Source organism: Rickettsia sp. Oklahoma-10 (assembly GCF_039954865.1).
GTDB classification, from domain to species: domain Bacteria; phylum Pseudomonadota; class Alphaproteobacteria; order Rickettsiales; family Rickettsiaceae; genus Rickettsia; species Rickettsia oklahomensis.
This window is the reverse complement of the sequence record NZ_CP157197.1, coordinates 140181-158764: the sequence shown is the minus strand read 5'-3', so window position 1 is coordinate 158764 and position 18584 is coordinate 140181. Positions and strand designations below refer to the sequence as shown.

The window sequence follows — 18584 nt, the reverse complement described above, 5'->3', positions numbered from 1 at the left end:
GTTTATCAGCTTTAAGACATCTTACTTTTTTCTAAATTAAACTTTGTCTACCTACTTTTCGTTTACTCACAGTATACCTTTAAAATGAAACAAATAAGATCAAGCAATAAAGTTCTCGGTGCTTTTTTAGGCACTATCATTGAGTATTACGACTATAGTTTATATGGTTTCTCAGCAGCAATTATTGCCGACAAATTCTTTTCAGCTTGTACTGATCCATTAACAAAGCTTGTAAATGTTTTTGCTGTTTATGCAGCAGCATATTTATCAAAGCCCATTGGTGCTTATATTTTTGGATGCATAGGGGATATATACGGTCGAAAGAGAGCGTTAAGTTTTACGATTATCGGCATTGTAATTCCTACCTTAATAATCGGTTTATTGCCTGATTATTCTTCGATAGGAGTTTGGAGTACAATAATTTTAGTTTTATGTCGCTTTATGCAAGGTATTTTTATTGGAGGGGAATATGACGGTGCAGTGATTTATGTTATTGAACATTTAGGGGCAAAATACTGTTTTACTGCTTCAGCTATAACTAGATGTATGGGGGTGGTGGGTTTATTATGCGGGATTGGTGCAACTAATTTCTTTAATTCTCATATTTTTCCAGAATGGGGTTGGCGTATTCCGTTTTTGTTAAGTTTACCGCTTGCATTAGTAACTCTTTATTATCGTCAGAAATTTGATGAAACACCGGAATTTGAAGAATCAGATGATAGCCAAGATTCTATTGAAAAACTTAACTTCATAATTAAAAAACAATGGAAATATATTTTACCCCTTATATTCTTAGCCGGAGGTTTTGGGGCAACATATCAAATTGCAATCATTTTTATGAAGCAATATTTACCTATTGTACTGCCTTCAGTCGGTATTATTATGAGTTCTTTTTCAGTCTTAATAGTAATATGCTTTGCTATGTGCATGCCGATTGCTGGCTTTATTGCAGACCGTTTAGGAGTTAACTCGGTATTAAAAACCGCATTTATATGTACTATTATAGCAAGTGTATTTTTTGTAATAGCAGTAAAATATCAAATGGCTAATTTAGGGCTTGCAGCTAGTTTAATGTTAGCTGCATCAGCTGCCCCTTTTAATGCGCTTGCTCATAGTATGGTTATTAAGTCTTTTGTAGTTAAAGAACGTTACCGTGTTATAAGTTTAGGACATAATATCGGCTCAATGTTAATGTCTGGTACTGCTAATTATATTTGTGCAAAGATAATAAAATTATTTGATTTTAACCTATTCCCGATTTTATATCTTTGCATGTTTACCGTACTTGCTTATTCTATGACTATGTTGTTTAGTAAAAATACTGGCAAATAATATAAAATGGAAAGCAATTTATTTGATGAGATGTATAAGATTCTTACTAAAAATCAACTTGATTAAAATATTTCTATAGTAGATGATTTTTTGTTCTAAAATACATACCTACATAATTACTACAGGTGTTTTATTAGATTAAAAACCGTTTTTATTAAATAGAAAAAATACATCTATTTCAGGAATAATAAATTTATTGTCATCAATATTATGTTTTTTTATAGTGTGTCGGAACCCCAGTTAAAGGCTTAATCTAGCTAGTTACAAAACATTAAAATAGTATTTAGCGCCTAAATCCAAATGAGTAAATACAGTTTCTGCAGGATTTATATGCACCAGCCTTATAAACTCCTGGAATCAGGCTTATAATAAAAGTATTATATTGTTTTGATCTTTTTCAAAAGATTATAGTGTATAACCTGAATCACCTATAAAAAATCTTCTATCTTAAGTATTTATTATAAAAGCTCCCCATAATGCTTTATTTTTATAGCTGACCAAATACTGTGTTGGTTCTAAATAAATATTTTGTGCTGAGCTCCCCTTGTGCTTAGTTGTCCGTCCTCTCGCGTATAGGCTTGTTCCTCACGCTTGTTACAAAATGGGGCTGAGTTTATTTCCCCATCCTCAGGTAACAATTTCTGCATAGGTAATTAATTATGTTGTGTGATTATTAAGTCATTATTCATTAGCGATATAATAATCTTAGACTTATCTCGTCCCTATAGATCTTTTAATTTTTTTAATATCTCAATGGTTATATTAATATAATATCTATTTTAGATAAATCAGTAAAATTAATATCTGGTTTTATCACTCTCTTTGGTCCTGCAAAATTAAAAGGACTAAATCATTCTGACCATACCGGATCAGTTAGGATATTTAACACCTTCTATTTGAATTAAAAATGTTACATGCCCCACATAACTTATTCATATATATCGATGAACTTGAAAAATTGTCTCACTCGTCTTTCTCGGATGCGCACATATTATATACCCTCCGCTTTCTCGGCGTACAGACTCCTTGCTCTTTTCCAAATTGATTTTCGTATCTCAACTCTTTATTTTATAGGAGTATATATTTTCTGTTGCTAGTTATTTTTTTGTAGGAATGTCGTTAAAAGGAAGTGATAGTGTTGCCGGTATTTCAATCTTGTTGAAATTATTTTCCATTTTAAAATATCAAGTAAAGTTTTAGGTTTGATATTAGGATCGATAAAAATATACTTTTATTTAGATAGACCTGCCTTTTAGTTTATTAGAGTTTTGAATTTGTTCAGTGAAAGATTTTTCTTTAGTTGTTGTTTTATGCATAAATTCTCTAGTTTTTTCTCCTATCAACATGGCTTCTTGAAGTATGTTTTTTGGTAGCTTAACTATAGATGATGATATTTGTTTTACTTCTACCTTTATATTATTGTCTTTATTTATATCTCTGCCTATCAATTGATCTAGTGGAACATTTTTGTAATCTGCAAGAGCAACAATTGCTCCAGTGTCAGGCTTTTGTGTACGACCATCTAGGACATTTTTCCATAATGTTTCATGAGTATTTGTTCTTCTACTTAACTCATATGGGGTTATATTTTCTTCTCTTAACACATCTTGTACAAATTTTTCTAAATTATCTCTAATTTTTTTTAAATCTAAATCATCTTTATTTGTTTCTGATATGTTGTTAATTTGATTAACTCTTTCTTTTGACCTTATATCTTCGCTCATTATTTTTTCCTATAAAATTTACTCCTAAACATTGAGAGTTAAAATAATTTATTTTAAAATGATAGGAATTTCTGACTTGTAAGACTTATTTATTAATATAACTAATAAATTGTACATAGAAGATAATTATAATGAAAATAATAAATTTAAGCTATTTAATTAAATATATAGGTCCTAATATGAAATTTAAATTAATATATTTTAACTTTTTTTATCACAAATTATAAGATTTTTCCAAAATAAAATCTGTATCTTTTCAACATAACTTTAATATATAAATTAAATCCCAGCCCAGATACAGAATCTAGGATATTTTTAAAAGATTATATAAATTAAAAATTGTTTTCTCTGCATCTTGATCATTTATTAATAAGGTAATTTTAATTTCTGATAATTGCATCATGTTAACATTTATATTATCTTTCGTTAATTTTGATAATATTGTTTCAAGTAATTTACAATCATTTTTAATCCCATAACCAATAAGTGAGATTGTAGCAATTTCGGTGTCAAAAGTAAAATCTTGTATTTGCTTATCATTTTTTAAATTAGTAAGTAAAGTTTGTAAGTTATTTTTATCAGTTAATTTTGTAATAAAACTATATTCTTCATTATTTTTTATCTCTTGCATAAACTCAATATGATTATTGTTTTGTGTAATCATATTTGCAGTTTGCAGAAAATTTAACGAAACGCTCTTTATAAATATTTTTAATAAATTTTTATTAGAGGTAATACCACTAATAACGCCATTTTCCATATTATTATCTCTTGAAGTAATTAATGTACCTTCTGTATTTGGTGAAAATGTTGAAAGAACACGCATATCTATTTTATATCGCATTACTAACTCTACAGCTCTAGGATGTAATACTTTTGCTCCACTTGATGCTAGTTCTAACATTTCTAAAAAATCTATTTTTTTTAGCTTCTTTGCATTTGGAATAATTCTTGGATCAGCAGTAAATATGCCCTCCACATCGGTATAAATATCACATCTATTAGCTTTCATAGCTGTAGCAATTAATGCAGCAGTAGTATCAGATCCTCCTCTACCTAAAGTAGATAATCTATTAAACTTGTTAATTCCTTGAAAACCGGCTATTATAGGGATAGTATTTAGCTGTAAATATTTTTCTAGTAAATCTGTAGTAATTGATTCCACTAAAGCTTTACTATGATTATTATTGGTGAGAATTGGTAATTGCCAAGCTAGAAATGATCGTGCCTTCATACCTTCTTCTTGCAGAGCTAATGCAAGTAATGAAGCAGTGACCATTTCACCACTCGAAAGTGCTACATCATATTCTGCAAATTGAGAAGCTTTGTGAAGGCTTGATACTGCATTGCACAATGTGATCAGTTGACTAGTAACACCTGCCATAGCCGACACCACTACGATTACTTGGTTATTTTTAGCTATTTCAGATTTTATAATAGGAACAATTTCTTTTATTTTATCAATATTTGCAACGGAAGTGCCGCCAAACTTTTGAATTATTAAGGCCATATAAAGGAAGCCTAATAGAATTATGTTATATAACTAACGTTCTGCTTGTTATCATCTAGATCACTTATATGCTTTATTGCATAGCCCAAAAATACCCTTAATGTTAGCACACTTTTGCCGGAGAATGACATAGAAGCTATACAACAACACTGGTCAAACTATATGATGATAGTGATTATACCTTATGGTCTACACAAGCAGCTTATCCAAAAATGATATCAGTACTATACAGTGCTAAGTATTATTCTTGTAAGCACTTGCAATTTCTTTAACGTTCACAACTTTATGATTTCGCTTAGTTAAAAATTCTACTCTACCTTCTATCAAAGCAAATATTGTATGATCTTTTCCAAGCCCTACATTTATTCCTGGATGAATTTTTGTGCCGCGTTGTCTGACTATAATATTACCAGGCATTACATATTGTCCATCTGCTTGCTTTACTCCCAACCTTCGACCTGCTGAGTCTCTGCCGTTCCTAGAACTACCCCCAGCTTTTTTAGTTGCCATTTTATAATTCCTTTTAAGTTATTATTGTTTGGTAATATCTAATATTTTTAACTCTGTCAATTCTTGACGATGACCAGCCTTACGACGATAATTTTTTCTACGCTTTTTCTTGAAAATTATAATTTTATTATCCTTAAGCTGATTAGTAATTTCAGCCGTAACAATAGCTCCTTTAACTATTGGAGTACCAATAAAAGAAGGCTTGGAATATTCTCCAATCATTAAAATTTGATCAAACTGAATTTTAGAGCCAAGTTCTCCATCAATTTTTTCAACTTTAATAACACTATGTCTACCGACTTTATATTGTTTTCCACCTGCTTTTATAACTGCGAACATGAACAATATCTCTTTAAAAATTTATAAATATTGTCATATCATATTATTTTATTAGAAATTAGTCAATAATAAATGTTATATCTATTAATACGAATACAATTGCGTATTGAGTTATTGCAGCAAATATTGCAGCTAGCAAATCATCAAGCATAATGCCGATACTACCTTTAATATTTTTATCAAACCAATTAATAGGCCAGGGCTTTACTACATCAAAAAATCGGAATAGACAAAAAGGTAATATGAAAAGTAATATAATATTTATTGTTAATGGACTAAAATATTTTACTAAATGTGATTCATTGGCAAATAAAGCTGAAAAAAATACTGAAACAATAATGAGCATTTGTCCAACTACTTCATCAATTATTACTTCTTTAGGGTCGTCTAAATTTGTATAATTTAAATATATTCTAGTAAAATAAGTACCGAGAATTAACAATATCAAACATATACTAAAACTTATAATAAATATACTTACAAGCTGTGCTTCACCGAGGGTTAGATTTGAGAAAGGAATAATTATTTTGTTATTAACAATAAAATATATTAAGAAGTAAGCTAGCGGGAAAACAGCAAGTGAGCCAAACGTGCCAGGACAATATTTAATTTTCCCAATATAAAAAAAAGTAACAAAAAATTCTGACAACCATTTTTTAGTGAACATTTTTTAAATGAAAATTTACTAGATTAAATTTAGTTAAAATCTTATAATAAGATTTTAACGCACACAATAATAAATATCATGGGTATGAGTTTTAGTCATTTATTGATAGTTTTATTAATTATTTTTGTATTATTCGGTGCTGGTAAGCTACCGCAAGTCATGTCTGATCTTGCAAAAGGTCTTAAAGCTTTTAAAGATGGCATGAAAGATGAAGGCAACAACGATAACAAATAATTAATCTTTATTGTCATTTCTGTGTAGATGCACTTTTTTAGAGTTAAATCTCTAGTTTCCTGATACAGTAGAATATACACCATTCTCTTTCCTAAGAATATCATACCATCTCTGAGCTATTCCGTCAATGAAATGAATATTACCTGATAAACCTGTATAAGGTTGTCTACTGTTGATTCTATTTAAAAATCTTTCAGATGCAAATTCGTTGCCTATATAGTTTGCAGTCATACGACCTAAATCATAAGCAAGAAGATGTATGAAACCCATATGGTTAATACCCAAGTCTTTTGCCGTATCAGGAACGTTGCTATTAAGTAAATTTAAAGAACCGGTAAAGCTAATATCGATATTTTGAAGGTAATCAATATCAATACGATTATCACCGATTAAAATAGCTTTTTTATCTAAATTATATTTACGAATACTATCAGCAAGTAGGTTTAAATTTTTTGGATCGTCGGATATATAAATAACTGGTTTTGTTGTATCGCTACGTTCATTTATAATATCAGTATTATCTGAAATAGTTCTTACGGCTTTTGCTATAGATTCAGGATTATCCTCATAGAATTCAGTGTGTGATAATGATGCATTTTTCTGAATCAATATATTTTGCATTACTTGACTAATAGTTTCCGAATGTTTCCCTTTAGGTAATAATGCCATAAAATCTTTATGGTCGTTACTTGCGTAATAATTAACAATGCGTATCAGTTGTTTTAAAGGTGCATGACCGAACACAAATAATTTATCTTCTGCAAGAGCTGGATTATTTGACATAGTTATTATGATAATATCATTAACTTTTGCTTTTTCAGCTATCAATGAAGTAAAGTTAGAATATAGAGGACCTAAAATAATCTTAGTTTTACGTGCTACTATTTTATCGATAGCGGCTAAAACGTTTCTTTCGTCTGAGCCATCATAAGACGTAACATGTATGTAAGATTTTATCTCGTCGTTAAGTCCCATTTTAATCAAATCTTTATATTGTTTACCTGCAATACTATCAGGGCCCTGATTTGGCATTAAAATTGCAATTTCAATTTCTTTTGGTTCTTTTTTAGACAAACTTATAGGTTCTTTTTTAGGAGTTTGACATGATGATAAATATATTAAACAAAAAAATGATAGAATAATTCTTAGTGTATGTTTTATACTAGCCATAATTTACTTAAAATTTAAAAATTATGATTTTAAAACCAGGGTTATATATTGTTTCAACACCGATAGGCAATTTTGCAGATATAACGCTTCGTGCTATAGCAACTTTAAAAAATTCCGATATTATCTTATGTGAAGATACTAGAATATCACAAAAATTGCTAGCAAAATATGATATCCATACAAAATTACAAATTTATAATGATCATAGTGACAAAAAAGATAGGGAACGTATTATAAGTCTTATAGCAGAAGGTAATATAGTAAGTTTAATTTCTGATGCAGGAACTCCTTTAATTTCCGATCCAGGGTATAAGTTAAGTAGAGATTTGCGTATGCTTAACTGTCATATAGATGTAATACCCGGGGTATCTGCACCGATTACTGCACTAACTTTATCGACTCTTCCTACTGATCGATTTTTATTTCATGGTTTTTTACCTAAAACTATAGAAAGTAAAAAAAAGATTTTTTCTGAGTTAGTAAATCTTAAGGCTACTTTAGTTTTTTTTGAAACGGTTCCTCGTTTGCTAAACACTTTATCAGTAGTTAAAGAAATACTAGGAAACCGAGAAATATGTGTGGCTCGTGAGTTAACTAAACGGTATCAAGAAATAAAAACAGGGGATATAGATGAAATAATAGCGTTTTATCAAAAAAATATTTTCAAAGGTGAGATAGTATTATTGATTTCAGGAAATTTACAAGAAAAAGAAGAAGTTGATTTAGAAAAATTTATAGAATTTTGTTTAAATAGAAATTTAAGTAACAAAACCACTACTGAACTTGCTTATGAAAAATTCAAAAATATTTATAGTAAGAAAGAGATATATAAATTGGTGAATGAGAGTGATTAGAGTAACTTACTTATGTCATTGCGAGCAGCTGTAGGCTTTGTTGCTATGATGTTGATGTTATTCCTGCAGAAGCGAGAATTACATTAAAGGCTTTTAAAATCTATCTGACAAAGCACGACAAGTATATTTTTAATGGCAACTGCAATCTTTTTTAGGTTTATTTCTTTCTATCAAATCTTCAAGTTTTTGATTAGTTAGCTTTATATCTTAACTTACAACTTTGCCTTGTATTACAAGCACTTGTTACAGTTACTAAATATAGAAGTTATAAGTGTTGAACGCATAAATTTTACCTTTATCAAATTGAGACTAGATATTATGAATTAAGCAAAACATTGTCAACTTCAAATGCTGCATTACAATAATACTTACAATACTTTTTAATAGGGCAAATATCGCAATCAGGTTTTCTAGCTTTGCATATATATCTGCCATGTAATATTAGCCAGTGATGGGCATGCATTAACCATTTCTCATCAATAATTTGCAGCAACTCTTTTTCTACTACTTCAGGAGTGTTGCCTTGAGCAAGCCCGATCCTTTTAGCTACTCTAAAAACGTGTGTATCAACTGCTATTGTTGGCATACCAAATAAGCAATTTAGTATAATATTAGCAGTTTTTCTGCCGACACCGGGTAGTTTAACTAACTCTTTAAAGCTATTCGGTAGTGAATTATCATACTCATTTATCAATATTTTACATAATGCTATGATATTCTTTGCTTTGCTGTTAAATAGTCCGATAGATTTTATATATTTTTTTAACTCTTCTTCACCGAGGCCTAAAATTTTTTCCGGTGTATCGTAAATTTCAAATAGAGATTTAGTTGCTAAATTGACTGATATATCGGTGGCTTGAGCAGATAATATGACTGCTACTAATAAGGTAAAATTATTCTTATATACTAATTCGGTTTTTGGATTTGGATTATTCTTGCTTAAAATCTCAAAAATTTTATTAACTATTTGTGCTTGCATGTTTTACTATAGAAGGTGTATTTTAGGTTTTGTGAGAATTTCTAATTGATTTACTATTTTAAGATATTTTTTGCTCCAAATTATAAGATTTTTTTGAAATGGGTTATTAATTTTTGCTAAAAAATATCTTAAAATAGTAAATCAATTAGAAATTCTCACAAAACCTAAAAGATAAATTATTGAGTCTTAAAATGCTAGAAAATAAAAATTGTGAATTTATAGAAAATGAAGTAAAAAATAATAAAGTAGTGTTGTTCATGAAAGGTACTAAGGAAACCCCAATGTGTGGCTTTTCTGCTAAAGTAGTTGATATGTTAAATAAATTAGATGTAGAATTTCGTGATATTAATGTGCTTGCTGATCCGGAGTTGCGTGAATATTTAAAGAAGTTTAGTGATTGGCCAACATTCCCACAGTTATATATTGATGGTGAATTAGTCGGTGGGTGTGATATTGCAACAGAGCTATACAATAATGGTGAGCTTGAGAAGATATTGAAGAGGTAATGTTGTCGCTGTTATCCTGTGGCTTAACTACGGGAAAAATATTTATTAACTAGATCCCACGATTAAGTTGTTGGGTGACAATCTGTGAAAAAACATGAGCAAATATTTAGAATATCCTGAAGTAACAAGTATCCAGCAGCCACCAAAAAAGCTAGTAGTATTACTGCATGGTCTCGGCTCAGACGGGCATGATTTAATAGGGTTAGTCCCTTATATTAAGAATGATTTACCTGATTGTAATTTTATTGCACCTCATGGAATCCAGCCTTACGATATGGCACCATATGGTAGGCAATGGTTTAGCCTACAAGATCGTAGTCCGTATATTATAGTTAGATTGATTGCAAGTAATGTTAAACTTCTTGAGGATATAATAAAGCAAAAGCAAGAGGAGCTAAATCTAACTAACAAAGATACTATCATTATTGGTTTTTCCCAAGGCACGATGATTGGTTTATATTTAACTCTGATTCAGCAAGAGCCGTTTTTCTGTACTATAGGTTTTTCAGGGGCATTAATTCCGCCGACTAAAGTTAATAATAAGCTTACTCCTATATGCTTGATTCATGGGGAGCTTGACGATGTGGTGAGTATTAGTGAAATGGATAATGCTTTAAACTATTTATCTAAGTTGCATATATCTCATAGTGGACATAAATTAACTTCTCTTGCTCATTCAATAGATGGGCGGGGGCTTGAAATTGCACTGCATTTTATAAATAACACATGAGGATAAATGAATATTTTTAATAATAATTTATATGAAATAGATAAAGACATTGATGAAATAATAAAGCATGAAAAGATACGTCAAAGTAGTGTAATCGAGCTTATTGCATCAGAGAATTTCATAAGTCCTGCAGTTCTTGAAGCTCAAGGGTCGGTTTTAACTAATAAATATGCAGAAGGGTATCCGAGTCAGCGTTTCTATAATGGTTGTGAGGTAATCGATAAAGCTGAAAACTTAGCTATAGAGCGAGCAAAGAAATTATTTAATTGTAAATATGCAAATGTGCAACCTCATTCAGGCTCACAAGCAAACCAAGCTGTGTATCTTGCTTTGTTACAGCCTGGGGATACAATTCTTGGTATGTCCTTAGATAGTGGAGGACATTTAACGCATGGTGCATCCCCTAATATGTCCGGTAAATGGTTTAATGCTGTTTCTTATAGCTTAAATAAAGAGACTTATTTAATTGATTATAATGAAATTGAGAGGTTAGCTTATTTACATAAGCCAAAATTACTTATAACAGGTTTTTCTGCTTATCCTCGTAATATTGATTTTGCAAAATTTAAAGAAATTGCAGATAAAGTTGGAGCATATGTCATGGCAGATATTGCTCATATTGCAGGATTAGTTGCCACAGGTGAGCATCAAAGCCCACTTGCCTTTGCACATATTGTTACCTCTACTACTCATAAAACACTGCGAGGTCCAAGAGGTGGTTTAATTTTGTCTAACAACGAATGGATCGGAAAAAAGGTAAATTCTGCATTATTTCCGGGATTGCAGGGTGGACCGTTAATGCATGTTATAGCTGCAAAAGCCGTAGCTTTTCAAGAAGCATTACAGCCTGAATATAAAAGTTATATTCACCAAGTGATAAGTAACGCTAAAGCTTTAGCACGTGTCTTACAAGAAAGAGGATATAATATATTAACAGGTGGTACCGACAATCATATTGTTTTAGTGGATTTGCGTAAAGACAAAATCACGGGTAAGCTTGCTGCAAATTCTTTAGAGAGAGCAGGTATTACATGCAATAAAAATACTATTCCGTTTGATGAAACTTCACCTTTTATCACTTCAGGTATTCGGCTTGGTACTCCCGCATGCACTACTAGAGGGTTTAAAGAAAAGGAGTTTGTATTAGTCGCTCATATGATAGCAGATATTTTAGACGGTTTAAAAAATAATGAAGATAATAGTAAGGTTGAGCAGAAAATATTAACTAAAGTGACACAATTAATTAAATTATTCCCTTTCTATGGCTAATTTAAATAAACGACCTGATTGGATAAAAGTAAAAGCTCCTAATTCTGCAGAGTATTATAATACAAAAGATTTAATACAGAATCTGAGATTAAATACTGTGTGTGAGGCAGCAGCTTGTCCTAATATCGGTGAATGTTGGTCAAAAAAACATGCAACTGTGATGATTTTAGGCTCGGTTTGTACTAGAGCTTGCAGTTTTTGTAATGTCAAAACAGGTAGACCTGATTTGCTTGATCCGCACGAACCTCAAAGGCTTGCTGAAGCAGTGCAGAAATTAAATCTGAACCATGTAGTAATTACTTCGGTTGATCGTGATGATCTTGAAGATGGTGGAGCGTCGCACTTTGCGGAGTGTATTAATGAAATTAGAAAATCATCACCAAATACTACTATTGAGATTCTCACTCCCGATTTTTTAAGAAAAGAAGGGGCGGCTGAAATAATAGTTAATTCAAAGCCTGATGTTTTTAATCATAATGTTGAAACAGTACCATCTTTATACAAAACGATTAGACCGGGAGCTAGATATTATAACTCTTTAAGCTTACTTCATAATATTAAAAAATTATCTCCTGAAATTTTTACAAAATCTGGCATGATGGTAGGTTTTGGTGAAGAAATAAGTGAAGTAATACAAGTTATGGATGATTTAAGAGAAGCAAAGGTCGATTTTCTAACTATTGGGCAGTATCTGCAACCTACCAAAGATCATGCCGAGGTCGCAAAATATGTTACTCCCGAAGAGTTTAAATATCTAGAGCGAGTAGCAAGAACGAAAGGATTCTTAATGGTTTCTGCAAGCCCGTTAACTCGTTCTTCATATCATGCTGAAGAAGATTTTCAAAAATTAAAAGAAAATTACCGGCAACAACTGGTATCTTAAGATATATGATTATAAAAACAAGTTTTTATATGTTTTCCTAGAATCCTGCTTTCGTTGGAATGAAAGAGTTGCATAACAATGCTTAAAATATAAGAAAATGATAAATGTAGAAATTATAAGGAATTATGACAAATGGAGTGAGCATAAACAAATAAATAAAGCATTAATTAAAAAAATCGCTCAAAATGTTTTATTGCGATTTGATAATTTTAGTAAAATAAAACAATTTGAATTATCAATTTTACTTACAAATGCTGCAGAAATATTGACCTTAAACAAGCAATTTCGTAATATAGAAAAAGCTACTAACGTTCTTTCTTTTCCAAGCAACGAATTAAGTTGGCTAAATTTACGTTTTAGTAATGTTAGTCCTAAACTTGAATTGTTAATTGACTATGATTATATGCATTTAGGTGATATAGCATTTTGTTATGAGGTAATATATAATGAGTCATACGAGCAACAAAAAACTTCTGAAGATCATTTTATTCATCTTTTAATACATAGTATTTTACATTTAATTGGGTTCGATCATCAAAATGATACAGAAGCAAATATTATGGAAAATCTAGAAATTGAAATATTATCATATTTCGGTATTTCTTCCCCTTATTAACTAAATAAAAAATTTTATGTTAAAATCTTCGAAAAAAGAAGATTCTATTAAAGACAATTACAATAGTAAGTTAATTTTTACAAAATTATTCTCTTCGATAAAAAATTTTTTTAGAGAAACAAAAACACCCGATAATTTTTTTGGTGTCATAAAACGTATTAAAATTAATAGCCAAAAAATGACTTTAGACGAGTGTGATATTTTAGCTAATTTAATGAAGTTAGAAGATAAGACCATTGAAGATATAATGGTACCACGTTCTGATATTGCGGCAATAAAATTAACTACAAATCTAGAAGAATTAAGTGAGTCTATTAAGTTAGAAGTCCCTCATACACGAACTCTTATATATGATGGTACTTTGGATAATGTAGTAGGATTTATACATATTAAGGATTTATTTAAAGCATTGGCTACAAAGCAAAATGGTCGTTTAAAAAAGCTTATACGTAAGCATATAATTGCAGCTCCTTCTATGAAATTATTAGATTTGTTAGCAAAAATGCGTCGTGAGAGAACACATATTGCAATAGTTGTTGATGAGTACGGCGGTACTGATGGTTTGGTTACTATTGAAGATCTTATAGAGGAAATAGTAGGACGAATTGATGATGAACATGATCAACAGTTAGATAGCGATAATTTTAAGGTTATTAATAACTCAACAATTATTTCAAATGCACGTGTTGAAGTAGAAGTGCTTGAAGAAATAATAGGAGAAAAGCTAAAAAATGATAATGAGTTTGATACGATAGGTGGATTAGTTCTAACTAGAGTCGGTAGTGTGCCTGCTATCGGTACTAAAATAAATATTTCAGAAAATATTGAAATTGAAGTTACGGATGCCACTCCTCGCTCTTTAAAGCAAGTTAAAATTAGACTAAAGAATGGTTTGAATAGTGATTATATTTAATTATTATACTCCTGTGTTATATTCTACTTTCCCAATTAGTTCTTCTAGGGTATTGGTCCATATTTATAATTATAAACATGTTTCTCATATTTTATTGCAGCCAATGACCCATTATTACTGCAGCACATGCTATAGCAAATTTCGAAGGTGGATTAAGTACTAACTATATAAATTCCAACAACATATGCTCCTACTTACTAATGCAAGCTTATATCTAACAAGGGGTTTTTATATTATCTTTTACTATATCATTTATAATGTCGATTTTTACTAAAAACAGTAAATAATTATAATTTTATAAAAAATAATGAATCGAATGTAAATGGTTTAACTGTTCTGATTATTAAAATAAGGTATTGGGCTAGAATATTCCATTATTACAGCATAGTTTATAAAAAGTTCTATATATGATACTGTGGCTTAACCACAGTATCTAGAAATTAACTTTAAATATTAATAATTTTAGTATTCATACTGGACCTGTGATCAAAGTCACGGGGTGACAATAATTTATTTTATGCTATTTTTTGATACTCAAAATATATTTTCCTTACTGCATAAATCCACGCTAAGCATACAAAAGTAAACACTACCATTAAAATTGGTGAGATTGAGGTAAAAGTAGCGGTTGGAACTAAGGTAAAAATAATAGATTGTACAAGACCGCTAGAGGATTTGCCGACTTTCGCGCTTATCACATCAACAGCAGCTTTGCCTTTAGTTTTAAGTTCTTCATCAAGTGGGATGTATAACATTTCTCTTGAAGTATCCCATATAGAATATTTAGTACCTTTAGCTAAAATATTTTGAATGCCGCCGATCGAAACGGCAAGAGCAAGAGGCGACATTAAAATTGCTCCGTCAAATAATGATAAAATTTGTTTATCAAATACTATGAGTGCAAAGAACAAAACGCCGGTCACCATTATTATAATCGGTGAAATTACTGCCGCTACAAACCAATTATGCATACGCATTACATTATTACCGATGATAGTCATAACCATTATTGCAATGCCTGTCCAAAGTATATACAGACTGTTAAATTCAGCGTAAGTATTTACGGTTGGATATAACTCCTTGATTTTTGCTTTCCATACGGCTTCAACTAAGTTGATAGCGAAACCAAAAGTTGCAGAACAAATTAAAAGTAGCCATAAATATTTTGATTTTGTAATATACTTAAAGCTCTTAATTAATCCCATACGTTCTGAAGTTGATCTGCTGCTTTTTGCTTTAGTGTAAAATAATGGGTTAGTCAAAACATTTTTACTAATAAACCTGACTAGCATACAACAAATAATAGCAACAATTGCAACAATTGTTGTGGATACTTGAACTAAAGTGATTTTACTATCCGAAATACTCATAAACTTTTTAATAATCGTATCTTCCGATGATAGATTCATCATTAAAAAGCCGACTAATATTAAAGAAGAGTTGCCAAATAACGAAAAAAGAGTATAGAATCTTTTTGCTTCTTCAGTAGTAGTAAGTTCATTAGCAAACTGCCAAAATAATAATACGTAAAAAATATTAGGCCAAAGCTCGGCAAGACTATAATATAATATATAGCCCCAATGACCTACTAGTGATATATACCACTTAAAATGAGGATAACGCTCCATCCAGTCAGCTAAGTTATCCGGCTGTATATGGAAAATATGGATATTAGGATAAATAGCGAAAGCAAATAAAACAAACAAGCTGATGAAAAATGCACTTAAATAATAAAATATCTTTTCAAAAGTAAGGTGATTAATTGTTTTAGCATAAATAATTACGAATAAAACAGCAGCAGGTGTAACACAATAAACTTTAGCAAAACCTGCTATTTCTGCACTAATCTCAGAGATTAAAATACTATCTTTTAAGATTCGTAAAACATTTTGATTAAATAAAATACAAAACATTAATGTGCTCATCGGGATAAACTTGCCAAGTTCGTAACTATGCACAGGCCAAAATGCTGCTCTAAATTTGCTTTTAAACGATCGTGATGAGGTACTTAGCATTATACATCCCTAAGGACAAAAAAAAAACTTAAGCACTTCAAGATTTTATGAAAAGATACTTCCCCTAAAACTTTAGAGCACTGTTATTACCTTCTAAAGGTCTTGAACTTATACAATATATTTAGCCTTTTGTCAAGAATTACTAATAATGCCCAATGCTAGATAGTAATAAACTGCAGGAATATTTTTATCTATAATAATACAAAGACACATAAGCTTGGTAATTAATATTTAAAATCTGTTAAAATAGTAATGCAAACTGAGTAATTGATTGTTCAACCAATTCATGTTATGGGATGACAAATCGATTTACCAATGTGCATAATAAAATATTCGTAATCATCATTTCTATCTTCAACGCAGCTGCAATATTTTTTCTAGCTCGTGATAAAATCTTCATAGAAAATTTAAGAAATTATGGCACAGTCTATAATTAATAGATTGGTTAGAGATGCAAGAGCCTAAATAACTGACTAGATGACGTACATACGATAATGTAATAGATCAGTTTAAAATTAAAGAAATTAATTTAATAATTCATTGCATCGGTGGTAACCTTACAATAGTTACAAATGTAATAGTGCCTAAATCTTCCATTGTAAAATTATTAAACGTTCTAAGCTTGTACAAAGCGGACACAATATAAATTAGATAAGTTATTTAAGGAGTATATACCATGATACAACATAGTTTATATAACCCATGCGAAAAGGATAGCTTTCGGTGCGTTTATAGGTAGCTTTAGTAACTGCAGCACCTATGCTTGCTGCTCATTTAATGAAAGACATGATAGAAAACAGCAAAATCGATCCTGCTTTAGTAAATGAAGTAATACTTGAACAAATAATAACAGGTGGTGGTAGGGTGGTAGCGTGCAGAATCTGGCAAGGCAAACTCCGGTTCATGCAGGAATAACGAAAGAAGTGCCGGGCTATGTGATTAATAAAGTATGCGGCTCAGGTCTTAAAAGTGTAGTACTTGCTACACACTTAAATTGTGACAGGTGATAATGAAATCGTTATAGCAGGCGGGCAGGAGAATGTGTTGCTTGGTATGCATGGCAGTTATTAGCGCAGGAGTTAAATTTGGTGATACTAAAATGGTTGATTTAATGCAGTATGACGGATTAACAGATGTATTTTTAGGAGTATTTATGGGGATTATTGCCGAAAATATCTTAAAGCAGTTTAAATTTAGCAGACAAGAGCATGACGAATTTCTTTAAATTCTTATAAGAAAGTAGTAAAAGTTATGCGGAAGGAATATTTGAAGATGAAATTGAAGTAACGATAAAAACTACTAGTTTGTTTGATCATGATGAAACAGTAAGACCTGAAACAGCCTTGAAATTCTAAGTAAATTACACCCTGCTTTCGATAAAACTGCTATAGTTTATCACGGGTAACACTTCTTCAATTAATGATGGTGCAGCATGCCTTATGGTAGTTTCCGAAGAAGCTTTGCAAAAGTATAAATTTAATGCCGTTAGCTCGTATTGTTTCTTATGCTTCCGTCATTGTTGATCCAAATATTATGGGTATTGCCCCTGTTCCTGCATCGCAAAAAGCTTTAAGTAAAGTAGTATGATTTGGAAATTATCGAGGTTAATGAGAAATTTGCTGCTCACAAAATATTTATGTAAACCGTGCAATGAAATGTGATATGAATAATAGTGAATATTAATGGAGGAGAGGAGCAATAGCAATCGGTCATCCAATCGAGGTGTGGTGGTATGTGTTTATTACTTTAATACACAACTTGCAGAAGGGAGCCAAAGTTAAAAAAGCTTAGTTACTTTATGTATCGGTGGTGATATCGTTATGGCTATGTGTATTGAATGAATCAGTTTAACTATAAATTAATACACAAAAAAATTAGTTATTTCTTCTAGTTTTTATATTTAGAATATTTCTATTTTAAGTATGCACTTCTTTAATATACAACCAATCTAATGAATAAATCAAATCTATCCTAGATGTATGGAAGATTATTGCACTTTCTAATCCTCCTAAAAATGAAACTTTAAATAATTACTTCGCGTATGTGCAAAAACATGCTAAGTAGCACAGAGAGTTTTATAAAGAGATTAATACAAAAGAAGCTCTTTTTTTTATTACAAAATGCACCTTTTTACAAATGTCATAATAAGGCAAAATTAAAAGCAGAATTATAGGATTATAATATATGTGTTTCATTTGCACCTATATCTGATTCTTATCTTAGAATAATTCTACGGAATCAAGATGGATTGATATTCAAGGTAATCATACTAAATAAAGCTCAATATGCATTGGAAGTAGCATTTTAAGTATTGTTTAAACGATTGAAATTAG

At 30.5% G+C, this 18584-nt stretch carries 17 protein-coding genes and 2 pseudogenes; 11 read left to right on the top strand and 8 right to left on the bottom strand.

The genetic code is table 11. From position 1 onward, the window contains the following. Nucleotides 1–84 precede the first annotated feature (84 nt). Nucleotides 85–1332, top strand: a complete 1248-nt coding sequence (locus AAGW17_RS00765) for an MFS transporter (RefSeq protein ID WP_347939054.1) — start codon at nt 85–87, stop codon at nt 1330–1332. A 1235-nt stretch (nt 1333–2567) separates the two neighbouring features. On the opposite strand, the gene AAGW17_RS00760 is transcribed toward AAGW17_RS00765, so the two are convergent. The 5 genes from AAGW17_RS00760 to AAGW17_RS00740 form a co-directional block, all read right to left on the bottom strand. Next, the gene (locus AAGW17_RS00760) at nt 2568–3056 is read right to left on the bottom strand and encodes an XRE family transcriptional regulator (RefSeq protein ID WP_347939053.1); all 489 of its coding nucleotides are present in this window, start codon (nt 3054–3056) and stop codon (nt 2568–2570) included. 304 nt (nt 3057–3360) lie between these two features. Continuing rightward, the gene (locus AAGW17_RS00755) at nt 3361–4566 is read right to left on the bottom strand and encodes an aspartate kinase (RefSeq protein ID WP_347939052.1); all 1206 of its coding nucleotides are present in this window, start codon (nt 4564–4566) and stop codon (nt 3361–3363) included. Nucleotides 4567–4800: 234 nt separating this feature from the next. Then, on the bottom strand, nt 4801–5076 hold the full coding sequence (gene rpmA / locus AAGW17_RS00750; protein WP_347939051.1) for a 50S ribosomal protein L27: 276 nt from the start codon (nt 5074–5076) through the stop codon (nt 4801–4803). A gap of 21 nt (nt 5077–5097) precedes the next feature. After that, the gene (gene rplU / locus AAGW17_RS00745; RefSeq protein ID WP_347939049.1) at nt 5098–5415 is read right to left on the bottom strand and encodes a 50S ribosomal protein L21; all 318 of its coding nucleotides are present in this window, start codon (nt 5413–5415) and stop codon (nt 5098–5100) included. 58 nt (nt 5416–5473) lie between these two features. Continuing rightward, nucleotides 5474–6082, bottom strand: coding sequence for a phosphatidylglycerophosphatase A family protein (locus AAGW17_RS00740; protein WP_347939048.1), 609 nt, complete (start codon nt 6080–6082; stop codon nt 5474–5476). 78 nt (nt 6083–6160) lie between these two features. Here AAGW17_RS00740 and tatA point away from each other — a divergent pair, with 78 nt between their 5' ends. Further along, nucleotides 6161–6316, top strand: coding sequence for a twin-arginine translocase TatA (tatA, locus tag AAGW17_RS00735; RefSeq protein WP_347939047.1), 156 nt, complete (start codon nt 6161–6163; stop codon nt 6314–6316). A gap of 51 nt (nt 6317–6367) precedes the next feature. Here tatA and AAGW17_RS00730 read toward each other — a convergent pair whose 3' ends face one another. Next, nucleotides 6368–7486, bottom strand: a complete 1119-nt coding sequence (locus AAGW17_RS00730; protein WP_347939046.1) for a penicillin-binding protein activator — start codon at nt 7484–7486, stop codon at nt 6368–6370. 23 nt (nt 7487–7509) lie between these two features. On the opposite strand from AAGW17_RS00730, the gene rsmI reads away from it, so the two are divergent. Then, a complete protein-coding gene (gene rsmI / locus AAGW17_RS00725) occupies nt 7510–8340 on the top strand; it encodes a 16S rRNA (cytidine(1402)-2'-O)-methyltransferase (protein WP_347939045.1) in 831 nt (276 codons plus the stop codon). 316 nt (nt 8341–8656) lie between these two features. Here rsmI and nth read toward each other — a convergent pair whose 3' ends face one another. Beyond that, nucleotides 8657–9319 carry an endonuclease III gene (gene nth / locus AAGW17_RS00720; RefSeq protein WP_347939044.1) on the bottom strand — a complete coding sequence of 221 codons (663 nt, stop codon included), beginning with the start codon at nt 9317–9319 and terminating at the stop codon, nt 8657–8659. Between the two features lie 191 nt (nt 9320–9510). Between nth and grxD the strand changes: the two genes are divergently transcribed. The 6 genes from grxD to tlyC all read left to right on the top strand — a co-directional run bounded on the left by grxD (nt 9511) and on the right by tlyC (nt 14236). Further along, nucleotides 9511–9825, top strand: coding sequence for a Grx4 family monothiol glutaredoxin (gene grxD, locus AAGW17_RS00715; protein WP_347939043.1), 315 nt, complete (start codon nt 9511–9513; stop codon nt 9823–9825). Nucleotides 9826–9919: 94 nt separating this feature from the next. Then, on the top strand, nt 9920–10555 hold the full coding sequence (locus AAGW17_RS00710; protein ID WP_347939042.1) for a hydrolase: 636 nt from the start codon (nt 9920–9922) through the stop codon (nt 10553–10555). Nucleotides 10556–10561: 6 nt separating this feature from the next. After that, nucleotides 10562–11824 carry a serine hydroxymethyltransferase gene (glyA, locus tag AAGW17_RS00705; protein WP_347939041.1) on the top strand — a complete coding sequence of 421 codons (1263 nt, stop codon included), beginning with the start codon at nt 10562–10564 and terminating at the stop codon, nt 11822–11824. Continuing rightward, entirely contained in the window at nt 11817–12707 is an 891-nt protein-coding gene (lipA, locus tag AAGW17_RS00700) for a lipoyl synthase (RefSeq protein WP_347939040.1), read from the top strand. The genes glyA and lipA overlap by 8 nt, the downstream gene beginning before the upstream one ends. A 97-nt stretch (nt 12708–12804) precedes the next feature. Then, the gene (ybeY, locus tag AAGW17_RS00695; RefSeq protein WP_347939039.1) at nt 12805–13323 is read left to right on the top strand and encodes an rRNA maturation RNase YbeY; all 519 of its coding nucleotides are present in this window, start codon (nt 12805–12807) and stop codon (nt 13321–13323) included. Between the two features lie 16 nt (nt 13324–13339). Further along, a complete protein-coding gene (gene tlyC / locus AAGW17_RS00690) occupies nt 13340–14236 on the top strand; it encodes a hemolysin C (RefSeq protein WP_347939038.1) in 897 nt (298 codons plus the stop codon). Between the two features lie 515 nt (nt 14237–14751). On the opposite strand, the gene tlc5 is transcribed toward tlyC, so the two are convergent. Continuing rightward, nucleotides 14752–16251 carry a GTP/GDP exchange transporter Tlc5 gene (tlc5, locus tag AAGW17_RS00680; protein ID WP_347939037.1) on the bottom strand — a complete coding sequence of 500 codons (1500 nt, stop codon included), beginning with the start codon at nt 16249–16251 and terminating at the stop codon, nt 14752–14754. Between the two features lie 326 nt (nt 16252–16577). Here tlc5 and AAGW17_RS05200 point away from each other — a divergent pair. Further along, a pseudogene (locus AAGW17_RS05200) lies at nt 16578–16873 on the top strand (alpha/beta hydrolase); the annotation flags it as partial. A 64-nt stretch (nt 16874–16937) separates the two neighbouring features. After that, nucleotides 16938–18092, top strand: a pseudogene (locus AAGW17_RS00675) (acetyl-CoA C-acyltransferase). Nucleotides 18093–18584: the final 492 nt, after the last annotated feature.